16 protein-coding genes and 1 pseudogene are annotated in these 15,774 nt (G+C 70.2%); 8 read left to right on the plus strand and 9 right to left on the minus strand.

What is annotated here, in order from left to right:
* Positions 1–152 precede the first annotated feature (152 nt).
* The gene (locus BMY74_RS40095) at positions 153–668 is read left to right on the plus strand and encodes a MarR family winged helix-turn-helix transcriptional regulator (protein ID WP_236219911.1); all 516 of its coding nucleotides are present in this window, start codon (positions 153–155) and stop codon (positions 666–668) included.
* Between the two features lie 177 nt (positions 669–845).
* On the opposite strand, the gene BMY74_RS40100 is transcribed toward BMY74_RS40095, so the two are convergent.
* Both BMY74_RS40100 and BMY74_RS40105 read right to left on the minus strand, forming a co-directional pair.
* Positions 846–2,195: a pyridoxal phosphate-dependent decarboxylase family protein gene (locus tag BMY74_RS40100; RefSeq protein WP_089926473.1), complete on the minus strand. Its 1,350-nt coding sequence runs from the start codon at positions 2,193–2,195 to the stop codon at positions 846–848.
* A gap of 51 nt (positions 2,196–2,246) precedes the next feature.
* A complete protein-coding gene (locus BMY74_RS40105) occupies positions 2,247–4,343 on the minus strand; it encodes a glycosyl hydrolase family 95 catalytic domain-containing protein (RefSeq protein WP_245786653.1) in 2,097 nt (698 codons plus the stop codon).
* A 299-nt stretch (positions 4,344–4,642) separates the two neighbouring features.
* Between BMY74_RS40105 and BMY74_RS40110 the strand changes: the two genes are divergently transcribed.
* The 4 genes and pseudogenes from BMY74_RS40110 (at position 4,643) to BMY74_RS45860 (ending at position 7,022) form a co-directional block, all read left to right on the plus strand.
* Positions 4,643–5,329: an energy-coupling factor ABC transporter permease gene (locus BMY74_RS40110; RefSeq protein WP_177230165.1), complete on the plus strand. Its 687-nt coding sequence runs from the start codon at positions 4,643–4,645 to the stop codon at positions 5,327–5,329.
* Positions 5,326–5,610: a PDGLE domain-containing protein gene (locus BMY74_RS40115; protein WP_089926346.1), complete on the plus strand. Its 285-nt coding sequence runs from the start codon at positions 5,326–5,328 to the stop codon at positions 5,608–5,610. The genes BMY74_RS40110 and BMY74_RS40115 overlap by 4 nt, the downstream gene beginning before the upstream one ends.
* 41 nt (positions 5,611–5,651) lie before the next feature.
* A pseudogene (cbiQ, locus tag BMY74_RS45855) lies at positions 5,652–6,245 on the plus strand (cobalt ECF transporter T component CbiQ); the annotation flags it as partial.
* Positions 6,234–7,022 (plus strand): energy-coupling factor ABC transporter ATP-binding protein, encoded by a 789-nt coding sequence (locus BMY74_RS45860; RefSeq protein WP_218159917.1) that lies wholly within the window; start codon positions 6,234–6,236, stop codon positions 7,020–7,022. The pseudogene cbiQ and the gene BMY74_RS45860, both read left to right, overlap by 12 nt.
* On the opposite strand, the gene BMY74_RS40125 is transcribed toward BMY74_RS45860, so the two are convergent.
* Positions 7,007–7,516 (minus strand): TetR/AcrR family transcriptional regulator, encoded by a 510-nt coding sequence (locus tag BMY74_RS40125; RefSeq protein ID WP_245786654.1) that lies wholly within the window; start codon positions 7,514–7,516, stop codon positions 7,007–7,009. The two genes, BMY74_RS45860 and BMY74_RS40125, sit on opposite strands and share 16 nt — an antisense overlap.
* A gap of 75 nt (positions 7,517–7,591) precedes the next feature.
* On the opposite strand from BMY74_RS40125, the gene BMY74_RS40130 reads away from it, so the two are divergent.
* Positions 7,592–8,008 carry a nuclear transport factor 2 family protein gene (locus tag BMY74_RS40130; RefSeq protein ID WP_089926356.1) on the plus strand — a complete coding sequence of 139 codons (417 nt, stop codon included), beginning with the start codon at positions 7,592–7,594 and terminating at the stop codon, positions 8,006–8,008.
* Positions 8,008–8,904 carry an aminoglycoside phosphotransferase/kinase family protein gene (locus BMY74_RS40135; RefSeq protein WP_089926359.1) on the plus strand — a complete coding sequence of 299 codons (897 nt, stop codon included), beginning with the start codon at positions 8,008–8,010 and terminating at the stop codon, positions 8,902–8,904. Before BMY74_RS40130 ends, BMY74_RS40135 begins: the two co-directional genes overlap by 1 nt.
* Before the next feature lie 224 nt (positions 8,905–9,128).
* On the opposite strand, the gene BMY74_RS40140 is transcribed toward BMY74_RS40135, so the two are convergent.
* Positions 9,129–9,860 (minus strand): RDD family protein, encoded by a 732-nt coding sequence (locus BMY74_RS40140; protein WP_177230166.1) that lies wholly within the window; start codon positions 9,858–9,860, stop codon positions 9,129–9,131.
* A 19-nt stretch (positions 9,861–9,879) separates the two neighbouring features.
* On the opposite strand from BMY74_RS40140, the gene BMY74_RS40145 reads away from it, so the two are divergent.
* Entirely contained in the window at positions 9,880–10,887 is a 1,008-nt protein-coding gene (locus BMY74_RS40145; RefSeq protein ID WP_089926365.1) for a stage II sporulation protein M, read from the plus strand.
* Here BMY74_RS40145 and BMY74_RS40150 read toward each other — a convergent pair.
* Genes BMY74_RS40150 through BMY74_RS40170 form a run of 5 tightly spaced genes read right to left on the minus strand, consistent with a single transcriptional unit; the run spans position 10,884 to position 15,758 of the window.
* Positions 10,884–12,173: a DUF58 domain-containing protein gene (locus BMY74_RS40150; RefSeq protein WP_089926368.1), complete on the minus strand. Its 1,290-nt coding sequence runs from the start codon at positions 12,171–12,173 to the stop codon at positions 10,884–10,886. The genes BMY74_RS40145 and BMY74_RS40150 overlap by 4 nt on opposite strands.
* 1 nt (position 12,174) lies before the next feature.
* Positions 12,175–13,137, minus strand: a complete 963-nt coding sequence (locus BMY74_RS40155; RefSeq protein WP_089926370.1) for an AAA family ATPase — start codon at positions 13,135–13,137, stop codon at positions 12,175–12,177.
* Entirely contained in the window at positions 13,134–14,165 is a 1,032-nt protein-coding gene (locus BMY74_RS40160; RefSeq protein WP_089926374.1) for a DUF4350 domain-containing protein, read from the minus strand. Before BMY74_RS40160 ends, BMY74_RS40155 begins: the two co-directional genes overlap by 4 nt.
* Positions 14,162–14,761, minus strand: a complete 600-nt coding sequence (locus BMY74_RS40165) for a DUF4129 domain-containing protein (RefSeq protein WP_089926377.1) — start codon at positions 14,759–14,761, stop codon at positions 14,162–14,164. The genes BMY74_RS40160 and BMY74_RS40165 overlap by 4 nt, the downstream gene beginning before the upstream one ends.
* Positions 14,748–15,758 carry a DUF7847 domain-containing protein gene (locus BMY74_RS40170; RefSeq protein WP_089926381.1) on the minus strand — a complete coding sequence of 337 codons (1,011 nt, stop codon included), beginning with the start codon at positions 15,756–15,758 and terminating at the stop codon, positions 14,748–14,750. Before BMY74_RS40170 ends, BMY74_RS40165 begins: the two co-directional genes overlap by 14 nt.
* Positions 15,759–15,774: the final 16 nt, after the last annotated feature.

The following is a 15,774-nucleotide window of genomic DNA, read 5'->3' on the forward strand; positions in this document are numbered from 1 at the left end:
TTGCGGATCGACTCGCACCACATCACAGACATAGTTCGGAACCGCAAGTATTGTGCCGGGAACACCTGAGCTCGAGCACGGGAGACTTTGAGTTGTCTGGTCACCACACGATTGCCGAGACCGAGAAAGCCGTCCAGGCCAAGCTCGGTGCGGTGCCGCTGCATCGCGAGCAGATGGCGGCGGTGTCGAACATCCACCGCGCCGCCACCGCGATCCGCCAGCACCTCGAGAACTCGGTGCTGCGCACCAGCGATCTGACCTGGACCGGCTTCGTCGTGCTCTGGGTCGTGTGGATCTGGGGCGAGATGGAGACGCGCTACGTGGCCGAGGAGGCCGGGATCTCCAAGGGCACCCTGACCGGCGTCGCCAAGACGCTGCAGTCGCGGGGCCTGCTGGAGCGCCTCGGGCACCCGACCGACGGGCGGCTGGCCGTGCTGCGACTCACCCCCGAGGGTGAAGAGCTGATGGCCGACCTCTTCCCCAAGTTCAACGAGGAAGAGGTCTTCGTCTCCGACCCGCTGGAGTCGTCCGAGGCCCAGTCGCTGGCCGAGATGCTGCGCCGGATGGTGACGCACCTGGAGGCCAACGGGGAGCAGCGCCGGCTGGACCTGCGCGGGGACACGCCGTTGCCGCCGCGCCGGTCGGGGCGCCGGGCCAAGCACGGCTGACGGCTGCGCTCGTTGTGGGCGACTCACCGGGGGTGAGTCGCCCAATTCGGCGTTCGGTCGGGGTCTGGGTGGGCAGAGGGTGTTGGCCTGACCAGGCCGTTCGGGTCGGCTTGTTGCGCCTCAGCGGGCAGGGACAGCTCACCTGCTGCCCCTTTCCCGTGACCGGCTCGGCGCCGCTCAGAGCAGGCTCAACACCCGCGCGTGCAGCGTGTCCAGGTAGTCCTCGGACTCCGGCTTCATCAGCACGCTCCGCAGCACCCGAGCCCCGTCCGCATCCGCCGCCACCTCGGGGTGCCGAGCCGCGAACGCGCTCTTCGACGCCCGTGCCACGCTCAGGAACACCGGGTCGACGGGGGCGTTCATGCCGGTGTCCATCACACGGTGCGAGGCCGCGTCCACGGCGGAGAGGGTCAGCGGGTCGGTGCGCGGGAAGTACGTGACGATGTCCAGCTCGGGCTCCTGGTAGAGCTCCAGCGCCTCCGACTCGCGGATCATCGACGCCCACCGCACGGCCGCCCGCCGACCGGCTGCCAGGACCTCGCCCAGGCCGTCGCGCGTGAGGGGGAGCAGCCGCAACGTCAGCCACAAGCCCGCCGCCGCGGCGCCCGCGCGGGAGCATTCCAGGCTGATCTCGCCCAGGTGCATCTCGTCGGACGTGAAGTACGTGTAGGGGGAGTCGTGCAGGTAGAAGCGGCCCACGGAGGCGTCGCGGAACAGGACCGCGCCGCAGCCGTACGGCTGTAGGCCGTGCTTGTGGGGGTCCACCACCACGGAGTCGCACGAGGCGATGGCCTGCCACGGCTCGGGGGCCAGGTCGGTGCCCGCCAGCAGCGTGAAGAAGCCGCCGTACGCGCCGTCCACGTGCACCCGTGCGTCGTAGCGGCGTGCTACGTCCAGCACGAGGTGCACCGGTTCGATGGCGCCCAAAGCGGTGGTTCCCGGGGTGACCACGACCGTGCCGACCTTGCCGGTGCGGAGAAGCTCTTCGAGCGCGTCCAGGTCCATGCGGCCGAGGCCGTCCACGGCGACAGGGAAACCCTCGATGCCCAGGACGCCGCACATGCGTGAATGGGTGTAGTGCGCCTCGGAGGAGTAGGCGACGCCACGACCCGGATGCAGCGAACGGGCTACGAACAACGCCTCCAGGTTCGCGATCGTGCCGCTGGAGGTGAGGTGGCCGAGGTGCTGGTCGCCATAGCCGAACATCCTCGCCAGGTCCGAGACGACCTCGCGTTCCATGGCTGCGGTGGCGGGGCCGCCGTCGAGGGCGTGGTTGTTCGGGTTGATCAGCATCGCGGACAGGTAGCCGACGACGGCGGCCGGGTGCGGGGGCTTGAGCATCTGGCCCGCGTAGCGCGGGTGGAAGAACGGGTAGTTGTCGCGGAGGCGGTCCTGGAGCTCGGCCAGCGCCGAGCCGAAGAGGGCCGGGTCGACCTGCAGGGACGAGTGGGGTGTGAAGGTGCCGTAGTCGGCCGTCCACTTCTCGTGGTTGGCCAGCGCCTCGTTGAGCCAGTGCTGAAGATCCACCGCGCACACCCCACTCGTTCCCACGCACGTCCTGATGTTCGAATTTGGACGTTACGGCAGACCCCAGCGCGGTGACGAGCCGTTGGCTTTCACATCACGTGCTGAGACGTCGGGGCGTGTGCCGCGGCGGGAGACGACGGCGCTCTGACCTCGGCGAAGCGGGATTTCGACGGCAGAGCCACGAATTCTGTGGTCGAGCCGGCGTCCCCACGTGTCGCGCACGTCGATGTCGCCCGTGATTCCGTGTTCCAGCAACAAAGGTGAGCCCGCCTCGGAATGCACCTTCACCCAGTCGGTGCGGCCGCCGGAGCGCGAAGCGTCCACAAGGAACGCTCCTTGCGTGCGCAACGACGAGATGGAGGCATCGGCCCAAGTGGACGAAACCGACGGGAAGACGCGCACGACGCCGTTGTGCGACTGGACCATCATCTCCAGCACGGCCTGCGCGGACATCAGCGGCGACTCGATGGCGAGGTTGCCGCCCTCGCGGTAGAAGGTGTTCTCGGTCAGCACGGCGTTGGAGCCGACCTGGTTGCGGTCGAGGAAGTAGCGCAGGAACGTGAGCGCCTCCTCCGGGCGGCCCATGGCCGACGCCATCGCGGACGCGGCGCCGTAGCTGTAGCCGGCCCACGCCCCGCGTCGCGAGACCCAGTGGTCGAAGGTCTTGTCGATCAGGGCGCGGTGCTCCGGCATGTCGTACGTCAGTTCGCGCAACGGGTAGAGCCACAGCATGTGCGAGAAGTGGCGGTGCGAGTCGTTCAGTGCGACGTCACGACCGATCAGCACGCCGTCCGGGCCCTGTGCGTACGGCACGAGCCGTTGAGCGATGTCACGCCAACGCGGGTTCTCCTCGATGGAGAGCAGCGTGCGTACACCCCAGCGGATCAGCGAGAGGTCGTACGTCGTGTCCGTGGCGTTCGCGTATTCCGGTGAGCGCGTCTCGGGCAGATGCAGCTTGCCGTCCGTTCCCTCGACGAGGAACCGCGCGTAGTAGTTGACGGCCTTCGTCAGGATGGGGAACAGGACGTCCTTCAGAATCTTGCGATCCATCGTGTGCCGGTAGCCCAGCCAGACGTTGTGGCAGGCCCACAGAAGATTGCCCGTATGGTCGTTCGGCGCGACGCCCGGAACGCCGCAGTAACGAGGTCCCGACCGCAGTGTGCGGTCACCGGGGTGGCAGATGGCGTACGAGTTCCCGTCGCGGTAGGCGGGGTTCACGTTGAATTCGAGGTTGTGCTCGAACCGCTTCAACGTCGTCGTCACTGCGTCCAGCTCGTGGTGGTTCGAGCCGTTGACCAGCGGATACGAGATCTGGACGTTCAGGTTCCACCACACGGCCGTCCAGCTGTTGCCCTGCTCGGGGAACCACGGGCCCCACTCGGAGATCACCGGGGCGTCGGCCCTCGTCGCCGCCGCCATCTTGTAGAGCTGCAACCAGTAGAAGCGCTGCACCAGCTTGTCCGGCACCGAGACCAGCGACTTCGCGTAGTAGGCGTTCCACCAGCGACGATGCTGCAACACCAGCACCTCGAACGGGATCGCGTGCGCCTGACGCACCTCGCGGATCGCGTCAGACGTGTGCGTGTCCGCAGGGTGTGTGTACGCCACGTGCGCGGCGAACCGGCCGTCACGGGTCTGCCAGGCCGTGGTGTAGCCACCGCCCGCGAGCAGCGGTTGTGCGGCGTAGGAGACGCCGTTCGCGGTGCCCAGGGTCGGCGCCGGGTTGGCCGTGTAGTCGGCAGGCCTGCGGATCTGACGGGTGGTCGACGACTCCAGCGGCTGGAAACCCCAGGTCACGTTCCCCTCCGCGAACGCGAGGAACGTGCTGCGCGAGTTGTGCACGAGCATCCTGAACGACGCACTGCCCTGAGTCGTCGTCACCGAGCCCGTGAGCTCGGCGTTCCACAGGTCGAGCGTCCAGTCGACGGCCGTGATCGCGCCGGCGAACCGCAGGGTCAGGTACCCGATCGGCAGCCGGGAGAGGCCGATCGCCGCTTCCCAGTGGTCGCGCTGGTCCTGCACCTCGGAGTGGCTGAGCATCAGTTTCAGCTCGTCGGCGGCGCGGCCCGCGTACACCTGGACACCGAGGAAGCCGTTGGCGAGAAAGGGACTATCGCCCCAATTCGCCGGGAGTCGCCGCCATTCCACGCGAGCGTCCCTGACCACGTCCCGGTGCACGTTGTGACCCGATGTCTCGGGTGCGGCGACGGCGGTGCCCACCCCAAGCGCGGAGGCCCCCACGGCCGCGCCCGTCCCGTACAAAAAGGTTCTACGCGACAACTCTGTCACTGATCGTCCCTCCGTGCCGTGGCGGCGGCGGAACGGATTCAACCGCAGAAGTCATCCGATGACTAGCGCGGTACTTGAGCGTTGACGGAGATGTGTGAGCCAAATGTTGTTGCACAACGCTGGCCACAGCGGGGGAATGGCAATTAGCGTCTCAGCTCATGTCACCTGTTGCCATGCACATGAGCGACGGTCTGCTGAACGCGCCGGTGTCGATCGTCTTCCTCGTCGTCGCGGCGGTGGGCGTCGGCTTCGCGTTGGTCAAGGCCCGTGCGGACCTCGACGACCGCACGGCGCCGATGGCGGGCCTGGTGGCCACGTTCATCTTCGCCGTCCAGATGATCAACTTCCCGATCCTGCCCGGTGCCTCCGGCCACCTGCTCGGCGGCGCGCTCGCGGCGATCCTGGTCGGCCCGTGGGTCGGCGCGCTGTGCGTGACGATCGTCCTCGTGGTGCAGGCGCTGCTGTTCGCGGACGGCGGCCTCACGGCGCTGGGCGCGAACGTCACGAACATGGCGCTGATCGGCACCGCGGCCGGGTTCGTCGTCGCCGTCGCCCTGCGCAGGTTCGCCGAGAAGGGCAAGGGCGGTCTCGCGGCCGTCGCGTTCATCTCGGCGTTCGTCAACACGCTGCTCGCCGCCACCGGCTTCATCGTCGAGTACGCCATCGGCGGCGCGGGCGGCGTGGAGATCGGCAAGGTCGCACTGCTGATGTGGGGCCTGCACGCGCTGATCGGCATCGGTGAGGGCCTGATCACCGCCGTCACGGTCACGTCGGTCGCGTCGATCCGGCCCGACCTCGTCCACCTGCTGAAGGGCAGCCGCAAGCCGCTGGAGGTGCGGTCGTGAAGAAGTTCTTCATCGGGTTCGCGTTCGTGTCGCTGCTGATCGCGGGGGTGCTGTCGTACTTCGCGTCGGGTGACCCGGACGGACTCGACAAGACCGTCGAGGACACCGGGATCGCCGAGCACGCGCAGGAGCACCCGTTCTCCGGCAGCACGTTCGCCGACTACGCGCTCGGTGGTGACGACAAGTTCACCGGCCTCGCGGGCGTCCTCGGCGTGGTCGTGGTGCTGGCGCTCTCGTTCGGCCTCTTCTGGGTGCTGCGCAAGAAGTCCGACGCGCGGTGAGCGGCGCCCACGACGTCCTGCACCACGCCGGCGACTCGCCGGTGCACCGCCTCGCGCCCCACGTGAAGATCCTCGTGGCGTTCGGGGCGGTGCTGGGCGTCGTGGCGACCCCGCGCACATGGTTCCCGCTGTTCGGCGTCTACCTGCTGGTGGTCGTCGCGGTGTGGTTCGTGGCGCGGGTCCCCGTGCTGTGGTTCGTGAAGCGCGCGGTGATCGAGACGCCGTTCGTCGTGCTCGCGTTCCTGCTGCCGGTCTTCGGCACGGACCCGCGCACCGGGTTCCTCGGCTTCTCCGTGTCGGTCGAGGGCTCCCTCGCGGGCTGGAACATCCTCGCGAAGGGGACGCTGGGCGTCCTGATCAGCCTCACCCTGGCGGCCACGACGGCACCGGCGGACCTGCTGCGCGGCCTGCAGGCGCTGAAGGTCCCGGCACCGCTGATCATGATCGCCACGCTGATGCTCCGCTACGGCGAAGTCGTCGTGGGCGAGGCGAAGCGCATGCGCGTCGCCCGCATCTCCCGTGGTGACGACCCGCGGTTCCTGTGGCAGGCGGGCGCGGTGGCGCGGTCGGTCGGCACGTTGTTCATCCGGTCCTACGAACGCGGAGAGAGGGTGCACCTCGCGATGGTGTCGCGCGGCTGGACGGGCAGGCCGGGAGGCTCGGCGACGATCGTGCCCGAGACCGCGGCGGCGCCCGCGCTGGAGGTCTCGAAGCTCGCCTTCGCCTACCCGGACGGGCACCATGCGCTCTTCGGCGTCGACCTGCGCGTCGAGCACGGCGAACGCGTCGCGGTGCTCGGTCCCAACGGCGCCGGCAAGACCACGTTCGCGTTGCACCTCAACGGTGTTCTCTCCGGCGGCTCCGGGTCGATCTCGGTCGCCGGGCTGGAGGTCCGCAAGCAGAACCTCCGCGAGATCCGCCGCCGCGTCGGCCTCGTCTTCCAGGACCCCGACGACCAGCTGTTCTGCCCCACGGTCTTCGAGGACGTGGCGTTCGGGCCACGCAACTTCGGCCTGTCCGATGTGGACTCGCGGGTCGCGAAGGCGTTGAGCGCCGTGGGAATGGAGTCGGTGGCGGACCGCTCGCCGTTGCACCTGTCCGGCGGTCAACGCCGTCGTGTCGCCCTGGCGTCCGTGCTGGCGTGCTCGCCGGAGATCCTGGTGCTGGACGAGCCGTCCGCGAACCTCGAACCGGTGGCCCGCCGCGAGCTCGCCGAGCTGCTGCTCTCGCTGGCCCCCACCATGCTCATGGTCACGCACGACCTGCCGTTCGCGCTGCAGATCTGCCCCCGCAGCGTGCTGATCGACGACGGCGTGGTCGTGGCGGACGGCCCGACCCGCGAGATCCTCGCCGACACCGAGCTCCTCGCCCGCCACCGCCTCGAACTGCCCTACGGCTACCGGCTCGACTGAAGGCCTTTCAACACGATCTCCAGCAGCACCGCCGGATTCGCCCCTTCCTGCATGCTCTGCATGAGCCCCTTCATCAACGCGATCAGGTCCACGGCCGTGATGTCCGCACGCACCGCCCCGGCCGCCTGGGCGTCGGCGAGCAGGGAGCCGATCGCCGCCTGCATGGACTTGCGCAGCTCGGTCGGCACGGTGATCGCGTCGGACAGGTCGCGCTTCACCGCGGCCTCGTCCGCCATCCGGCCGAGGAACGCGAACAACGCCGCTCCCGGATCGTCCGACGGCTCACCCGCCGTCGCGATCATCGCCGCGACCCGCTCCTCGGTCACGGCCTGGAACAGCGCCTGCTTCGTCGGGAAGTGGCGGTAGACCGTGCCGGGCCCGACCCCCGCGCGGGTCGCGATCTCGTCCAGCGGCACCTCGAAGCCCTGTTCCGCGAACAACTCCCTGGCCGCTTCCAGCACTTTCGCGCGATTGCGCGCCGCGTCCGCCCTCACCGTTGCCAACCGGGGCGTGCGTTCCGTATCGTCTTAAACGGGGTCACCGTTCCGATTCTACGTTGGGGGCACGACATGACACGCACACCCGAACAGATCGTCGACCACGTCCGCGGCATGGTGGCGGGCGAGCAGACGCACGGCCAGTTCGCCGACCTCTTCGCCGAGGACGGCGTGATGGCCTACCGCTTCCCGACGCACTACCAGCCGGCGGAGATCCGGGGCCGCGAAGAGATCCGCGCCTACTTCGGCAAGGTCCGCGGCGCCGCCGTCCGGGACAGGATCGAGGTGCAGAGCGTCGAAGCGCAGTGCTGGCGCACCAACGACCCGTCCGTCGCCGTCGCCGAGATCACCCACCGCGGCTGGTCGAAGGTGAAGCAGGACTACTACACGTTCACCGCCGTCGCGATCATCCACTTGCGTGACGGCGAGATCGTCCGTTACGACGACTACATGAACCCGTTGCTGCTCACCGAGTTGCTGGGAGTCTGATGGACCTGTCCGCCTGGTGCTCCGCCGAACTGGGGAGCGCGGTGGCCGAGGTGTTCTACGAGCGCGTCTCGCTCTCCTCGGTCTTCGGCGTGCGCCTGGCGGACGGGCGCGAGGTCTACGTCAAGGCCCGTCAGGACGACGGTCGCGCGGTTTCCTGCCTGGCGGCGCAGGCGTCACTGGCGGCGCGAGGATTTCCCTGTCCTCGCCCTTTGACGGCTGTTGTGGTCGTGGACGGGTTGGCGGTGCACGCCGAGGAGGCGCTGCCCGGCGGCTCGATGCTGCTGGGCACCTCTCCCGCCGTGGCTCGTCGCTATGCAGAGGTGTTCGCGTGGTCCATGGCGTTGCTGGAGGACGTCGTCGTGCCGCCACCAGTGCCTGCTCCGCGTTGGGCCCGTTGGGATCACGCGGATCCGGGGCTGTGGCCGGCGATCGACTTCCTGGACGCGCGGGACCAGAGCGTGGTGCCGCCGTTCGTCGTCTCAGCCGCTCGCCGGGTGCGCAAACGGTTGCTGGCGACCTCCCTGCCGTGCGTGCTCGGCCACGCCGACTTCGAGGCGCAGAACCTGCGGTGGCAGGGCGAGGTGCTGGCCGTGCACGACTGGGACAGCCTGGCGTGGCAACCGGAAGCCGCTCTCGTGGGGGCGGCTTCCGGCGCGTTCGCCAACGCCTCGCCACCGAGCCTGGTGCCTGTGGAGAGTTCGGCGGCGTTCATCGAGGCGTATCAGGAGTTTCGCGGACGTGTGTTCTCCGCGGAGGAGGTGGAGGTCGCGTGGGCTGCGAGCCTGTGGACCGCCTTGCACAACGCACGGTGGGAGGCGCTGCACGGCGACGCGCCGGTGTCGCTGGGGGCCGTGCGGGATCAGGGGGACGAACGCCTCCGCTCGGCGGGAGCCTGACAGGCTGCGGCCGACCCGGTCGACGGTTTCGTCCCGCGGACTCATCACGCCGCCGGGCTCGTCCCGCCGCACAGACGGCCATCTCACCGCACACCGGCACCGGCGAACCGGTGTCGCGTCGGCCCGCCCGCTGCACGGACCTTCACCGACTCACCCGCCGCTCACCGCCGGACTCATCCCGCCGCACAGTCACCGGCCGACCCGCCCCGGTCCCGCCGCCCGCGCTAACCGGCTGCCCGGCGCCGGCGCTCCGCCAGCACCGCCGACAGGTACGCGCGCGGAGCCGTGTACTCGTGGCGTGGGGACCGCACGGCCGCCGCCACGTCGTCCGACAGGCGCACCCCAAGGTCCCACTGGGTCTGCGCCGACAGCTCATCGTGCCGGCTCAGGTACTGCCGCACCGCCAGCACCAGCTCCTCCGGCAGCTGCGACAGGTCGAGGCCGGACGCCCACTCGGCGAGCTGCGGCGGCATCGTGGCGAGCTCCACCTCGCGCTTCGGCACGCGCGTGTGGATCACGACGGTGCCCGCCAGGTAGTCGCCGACCCGCTTGCCCTGCGGCGAGAACAGGGAGACGAACAGGGCGATGGCGCCCGCCAGGCCGAGGACCCAGAAGTCGACGATGAAACCGCCGAGCGCGCGCACCAGGGCGTGGCGGAAGCGGATCGCGCCGCCGTCGTCGCGCACCACCCGCAGGCCCATGACGAGCTTGCCCAGCGAACGGCCTCGCGTCGCCGTCTCGACGGCGGTCGGGTAGCCGATCATGACGAGGATCAGGATCGAGATCGCGAGCGCCGACTGCAGCGCGCCGTCGATGTCGACCGGCGCGAGCACGAACACCAGCACCAGCAGGCCGAACTGCACGGCCACGTCGAACGCGAACGCGACCGCCCTGCTGGCGAGCTGTGCGACGCGCAGGTCCAGAACTACCGCTTCACCCGTGACTAGGTCCCCCACGCGGATAGTGTGACCCATCGTGGATCTGGACGTGTTCATCGAGCGCCACCGCGAGTCGTGGCAGCGGCTCGAGGCGCTGGTCAAGCGGTCCGGCCGGCTGAACGGCGCCGAGGCCGACGAGCTGATCGAGCTGTACCAGCGGGTGACGACGCACCTGTCGGTCGTGCGCAGCCAGACCCCGGACCCGGCCACGGTCGAACGGTTGTCGTCGCTCGTCGCGCGGGCGCGGTCGGTGCTCACGGGCACGCACGTGCCGGCCTGGCGCACCTTCACGCGGTTCTTCACGCACCGGCTGCCCGCCGCGATCTACCTCGGCTGGCGCTGGTGGGTGCCGGCCGGGCTCGCGTTCTACCTGGTCACCGGCCTCGTCGCGGCCTGGATCGCCACCAACCCCGACGTGCAGGCGTCCATCGCCGCGCCGGAGGAGCTGCGCGAGATGACCAGGGCCGGCGGCGGGTACGAGTCCTACTACTCCAGCGATCCGGCCGGGTCGTTCGCGGCGAAGGTGTGGACGAACAACGCCTGGGTCGCCGCCGCGTGCCTGTTGCTCGGCGTGCTGTTCGCGATCCCGCCGATCTACCTGCTCTTCACCAACGCCCTGAACGTCGCCGTCGGCATCGGGCTGATGTTCGGCGCGGGGCGTGGAGGGCTGTTCCTCGGGCTGTTGGCGCCGCACGGGCTGTTGGAGCTCACGGCGGTATTCGTCGCGGCGGGCATCGGCATGCGGCTGGGCTGGCAGGTGATCGACCCCGGCAAGCGCACGCGGGCCCAGGCGCTCGCGGCCGAAGGGCGGTCGGTCGTCGCGGTGGCGCTCGGACTGGTCGTGGTGCTGCTCGTGTCCGGTGTGCTGGAGGGGTTCGTGACGCCGTCCGGCCTGCCCACGTGGGCGCGCGTCGGCATCGGCGTGGTGGCCGAGGTCCTGTTCCTGCTCTACGTCTTCGTGATCGGGCGCCGGGCCGCGCAGCAGGGCGAGACGGGTGACGTGGACGCGAGCGAACGCGACGACGTCGCGCCCGTCTCCGTCTAGAGCTTGCCCGCGGCCTTCAACGAGAGATAGCGGTCCGCGAGAGCGCGCGGCAGCTCGTCGGGCAGTGCGTCCACGACGTCGACACCGTGCCGTGCGAGCAACGCCGTGAGACGGCGCCTTTCGGCCAGTGTGCGTTCCGCGGCAGCGGCCGAGTAGACGGCTTCCAGGTCACCCCGTCCGGCCGCCATCGCGTGCACGGCCGGGTCCGCCACCGAGGCGATCAGCAGGTGGTGCCGGGACGCCAACGCCGGCAGCAGCGGCAGCAGGCCGTGCTCGATCGACGGCTCGAGCGACGTCAGCAGCACCACCAGCGAACGGCGGCCGGAGCGGCGCAGGACCTCGGCGACGGCCGCGCGGGCGTCGAACTCGACCAGCTCGGCCTCCAGCGGAGCCATCGCCTGCACCAGCACGGGCAGCGTGGCCCGCGGCACGGAGGCGCGCACCTTGGTGCTGAACGCCAGGAAGTCGACCTGGTCGCGGGCCTGCGAGGCCAAGGCGGACAACAACAGCGCGGCGTCCATCGACGTGTCGAGGCGCGGCAGGCCACCCAGCGCGCCCTCCACGCGAGCCGCCGAGGTGCGGGCGGTGTCGACGACGATCGTCACCTGCCGGTCCCGTTCCGGCCGCCAGGTCCGCACCACCACGTCCGACGACCGGGCGGACGCACGCCAGTCGATCGACCGCACGTCGTCACCGATGACGTACGCGCGCAGGGAGTCGAACTCCGTGCCCGCGCCACGGATCAACGACGCACGGCGGCCATCCAGTTCGCGCAGCCGTTCCAGCAGAGGGGGAAGGTGACGCCTGCTGTGGAACGGCGGCAACGCGCGCACGGTCCACGGCACGACGTGCGAGCCCTGCCGTGCCGCGACGCCCAACGGGCCGTGGGAACGCACGGTCACACGGTCTGCCGTGCGATCGCCGCGACGTACGGGCCGTAGCTCGAAAGACAACACACGTGAGCCACCAGCGGGCACGTCGACCGCAACCCGGTCGTTCACCACACCGGCAGAGGGCGCCCATCCGTCCCGGAGAACGCCACGCAGCCGACGTCCGGGGTTGTGCACGGTCAGCTGCACCGCACAAGGCTCACCCGTCCGTACGGAAGTCGCCCCACCGCGCGAAAACGTCAACGGCCGGACAGGAGCCGCCAACACCAAGTCGACGGCCACACACGCGAACAGCACCGCGAACACGACGAGAATCCCTTGCCACGACGGCAAGAGCAGTCCGACGACGAGGACCCCGACGAGCGCGAGCAGTCCCGCGCGACCCGTGAGCGCCACGTCAGCGCGGCACCTGAACGGAGCCGAGCACACCGTCCAGCACGCCGTCCGCCGTCACGCCCTCCAGTTCGGCCTCCGGACGCAGCTCCAGCCGATGCCGCAACGCGGGCCGTGCGAGCGACTTCACGTCGTCCGGCGTCACGTAGTCACGACCCGAGAGCCACGCCCACGCGCGTGCGGCAGCCAGCAAAGCCGTTGCTCCACGCGGAGAAACGCCCAAACGCACAGCGGGGGACTGGCGAGTCGCACGGCACACGTCGACGACATACGCGATCACCTCCGGCGCCACGGTCAACGCGCGCACAGCAGCCGCACCGGCATCGAGGTGTTCAGCCCCGGCGACCGCGGACAAACCGGAAAGGTCACGCGGGTCGAACCCGGACGCGTGCCGGGTGAGCACGTCGATCTCGTGCTCCCGCGCCGGAACCGGCATCGTCACCTTCAGCAGGAACCGGTCGAGCTGCGCTTCGGGCAACGGGTAGGTGCCCTCGTACTCCACCGGGTTCTGCGTCGCCACGACGATGAACGGCGACGGCAGCGGCCGGGTCTTGCCGTCCGCGGAGACCTGCCGTTCCTCCATCGCCTCCAGCAACGCCGACTGCGTCTTCGGCGGCGTCCGGTTGATCTCGTCGGCCAGCAGCAGGTTCGTGAAGACCGGGCCCTCGCGGAACGAGAACGCCGCGTTGTGCGAGTCGTAGACCAACGACCCCGTCAGGTCGCCGGGCATCAGGTCCGGGGTGAACTGCACGCGCGTCGTCGACAGGTCCAACGCGCGCGCAAGCGCACGCACGAGCAACGTCTTCGCGACGCCCGGAACACCCTCCAACAGCACGTGTCCCTTGCACAGCAACGCGAGGATCAGCGACGTCACGGCGGCATCGTTGCCCACCACGGCCTTGCCGATCTCCGCGCGCAACGCCACCAGCGCCGTGCGGGCTTCCTCGGTGGTGACCACTGCCGTCATCCCTTGCGCACCTCGTTCTCCACAGCGTCCAGTTCAGCGGCCAGCGCGACCAGCCCCCGGTCGTCCACCGGCCCGTCGTCGTACAGCAGCGCCCGCACCGCGGCGGCGGAACGCGTGGTCCTGCGGGCGATCTCCTCCGACGGGTCATCGCCCGGAGGCACCCCCAGCAGCGGTGCCAGCCGGTCCCGGGTCGCCTGCCGCAGCACCGCGGCGGCGTGTGAGGCCGCGTGCGACCGGCGGTAGAGCCGGGCCCTGCCCTCCACGGTCTCGGCGGCGCGCACGACGACCGGGAGCGGTTCGGGCACCACCCGGCCGAGCCTGCGCGCCCGCCACAGCGCGATCACCACGGCCGCGATCCCGAGTTGCAGAGCGGCGAACTTCCAGCCGTCCGGGATGAGGTCGGTCAGCGACTTCTGCTGCGCCCTGTCCGCCGCCGACGGCACGTACCAGACGAGGCGTTCGTGCTGGCCCAGCAACGACAACGCGAGCGCCGCGTTGCCCTCGGAGTCGATGTCGCGGTTGGTGAAGATGCCGCCGTACCCGAGCGTCGTCACCGTGCCGGTGCGCACCAACGTCGAGTCGTAGCACCGTTGTTCGCCCTCGTAGACGAACCCGCCCATGGTCGCCGCGCCCGCTCTCCCAGCCAGCGGGCAGCCCGGCTGACGGGTCTCAGGTTCCACCCGCGCCACCCCCGTGGCGGGCGCGAGGAGCACGGTCGCGGCGGCCCGGCGGCTCAGGTCCGCGAGGCGCTCCGGTTCGATCAGGTTCGGCTGGGGCACGAACAGCGTCGCGCCCTCCACGGAGGACGCGTCGTCGGTGAGCTCGACGCGCACGCCGTTCTGCTCCAGCAGGTCGGCGAGCGCGTGGCTGCCCTCCGGCCGGAACGAGCGGGGGTCGAGCGCGCCGCCCTCACCGCTGCCGCGCAGCAACGTGATCACGATCGCCGCGAAGAGGATGACCACGCCGATCAGCAGCGGGCCGCGCGCGGCCGTCCAGATCCGCCGGGCGTCGGGGGAGACCGCCGTCATCCGCGCACCTTGCCGTCCACGGACACCAGCTGCCGGTACCCCTCCGCCGTCGCGGGCCTGCCGCCGTACCAGACGTCGTCGAACTGCACCGCCGCCCCGCGCAGGTCGTCGGCGAGCACCGGAAGCGCCCGCCCCGCCTCGAAGGCCACCTCGTCCACGGTGCGGCCGGCCCTCGCGTCGAGCACGCCCTGGTGCTCCAGTTCGCGCACCACGGCGCGGAAGCGTTCGCGCACGGCCTCGGCGAAGTCGCCCTCCGCCGCGGCCTTCTCGGCGGCGGCACGGTGCTCGGCGGCGCTCATGACGGTGGTGCCGAACACCTTGTCACCCGACCGCAGCGCACGGCCCGTGCGGCCGACGCGGAGCCTGAAGATGATGACGATCAGCACCACGACGGCCACGACGACCGTCACAGCGGTGATGCCGCTCATGCCACCCGCCCCGGCGAAGAGCTCGCCGAGGCGGGTGAGCACCCAGTCGATGGCGCGTTCCAGCGGGTTCGGGTCGTCGGAGACGTACGCCGGGTCGCTGAGCTCCCGGACGGCCGCCTCCCTCGCCTCGTCGCGGCCGAGATCTACCGGTACGTCAGAGACCGCCATGCCCTGCGGCCCGCTGGAGTTCGATGTCCATGCCCTCGGAGCGCATCCGGCGGTCGACGTAGACCAGCACGGTCACCGCGGAGCTGAACGGCAGCGTGATCGTCGAGGCGATGATCGCGCCGATCGTCGACAGGACCAGCGAACCGATGCTCAGCGCCGCCGTCGGGTCGGCGGAGAAACCGGTCGTCGCCGCGCCCAGCAGGCCGAACGGGAGGCTGATGATCCAGCTGATCACCCAGCCGATCACGACGGTGAGCAGCAGGATGCCGAACGTCCGCCACCAGGCGCCGTCCACGAGCTTCTTCGAGCGGCCGAACGCGGCCGTGACACCGCAGCGCTCCAGCACCAGCGCGGGCGTGACCAGGGCGAACAGCACCCACAGCCAGACGCCGGGCACGATGCAGAGGACGAAGCCGATGGTGATCACGAGACCGGAGAGCAGCGTCGCGCCGAGCAACGGCAGCAGCCGCGGCTTGAACTCCTCCCACGCCTGCTGGAACGTCACCGGCTTGCCCAGCACGGCGTGACCCACGATGACCGTGATGAAGCCCGACAGGAACACCGTGCCGATCAGCAGCAGCAGGACGCTCAGGAACGCGCCGGTGAAGATGCCGACCAACGTGTCCGTGAGCTGGTCGATCGCCTGTTCCTGCGTCACCGTGTTCGGGTCGAGCGTCGCGACCGCGGTGAGGTCGTCGAGGAACGGCAGCTGCGCCAGCAGGCCGACGATCTGCGTGACCGCGGCGACCACGGCGGCCGCGCCGATGATCAGCTTCGGGTAGCGGCGCATCGTCGTGATGGCGCCGTCCACGATCTCGCCGACCGCGAGCGGGCGCAGCGGGATCACACCGGGCTTGATCGTCGGCTGCGCTCCGGGCGGCGGCGGGGCGTTGTAGCCGTACTGCGGCCCCGGCTGCTGGCCGTACTGCGGCTGGCCGGGCTGCTGCGGCTGGTTCTGGGGCTGGTCGGGTGACGACCAGCCGGGCGTTTCGGACATCTCGGCTACCCCCGGT

Source organism: Lentzea albida, assembly GCF_900111005.1.
Classification (GTDB): domain Bacteria; phylum Actinomycetota; class Actinomycetes; order Mycobacteriales; family Pseudonocardiaceae; genus Lentzea; species Lentzea albida.

What these genes read in the sequence shown, in the direction of transcription:
- BMY74_RS40155 (WP_089926370.1), bottom strand. Translation starts at nt 13,137, where the DNA reads ATGACGGCAGTGGTCACCACCGAGGAAGCCCGCACGGCGCTGGTGGCG.
- BMY74_RS40135 (WP_089926359.1), top strand. Translation starts at nt 8,008, where the DNA reads ATGGACCTGTCCGCCTGGTGCTCCGCCGAACTGGGGAGCGCGGTGGCC.
- BMY74_RS40170 (WP_089926381.1), bottom strand. Translation starts at nt 15,758, where the DNA reads ATGTCCGAAACGCCCGGCTGGTCGTCACCCGACCAGCCCCAGAACCAG.
- BMY74_RS40160 (WP_089926374.1), bottom strand. Translation starts at nt 14,165, where the DNA reads ATGACGGCGGTCTCCCCCGACGCCCGGCGGATCTGGACGGCCGCGCGC.
- BMY74_RS45860 (WP_218159917.1), top strand. Translation starts at nt 6,234, where the DNA reads ATGGTGTCGCGCGGCTGGACGGGCAGGCCGGGAGGCTCGGCGACGATC.
- BMY74_RS40110 (WP_177230165.1), top strand. Translation starts at nt 4,643, where the DNA reads ATGTCACCTGTTGCCATGCACATGAGCGACGGTCTGCTGAACGCGCCG.
- BMY74_RS40130 (WP_089926356.1), top strand. Translation starts at nt 7,592, where the DNA reads ATGACACGCACACCCGAACAGATCGTCGACCACGTCCGCGGCATGGTG.
- BMY74_RS40165 (WP_089926377.1), bottom strand. Translation starts at nt 14,761, where the DNA reads ATGGCGGTCTCTGACGTACCGGTAGATCTCGGCCGCGACGAGGCGAGG.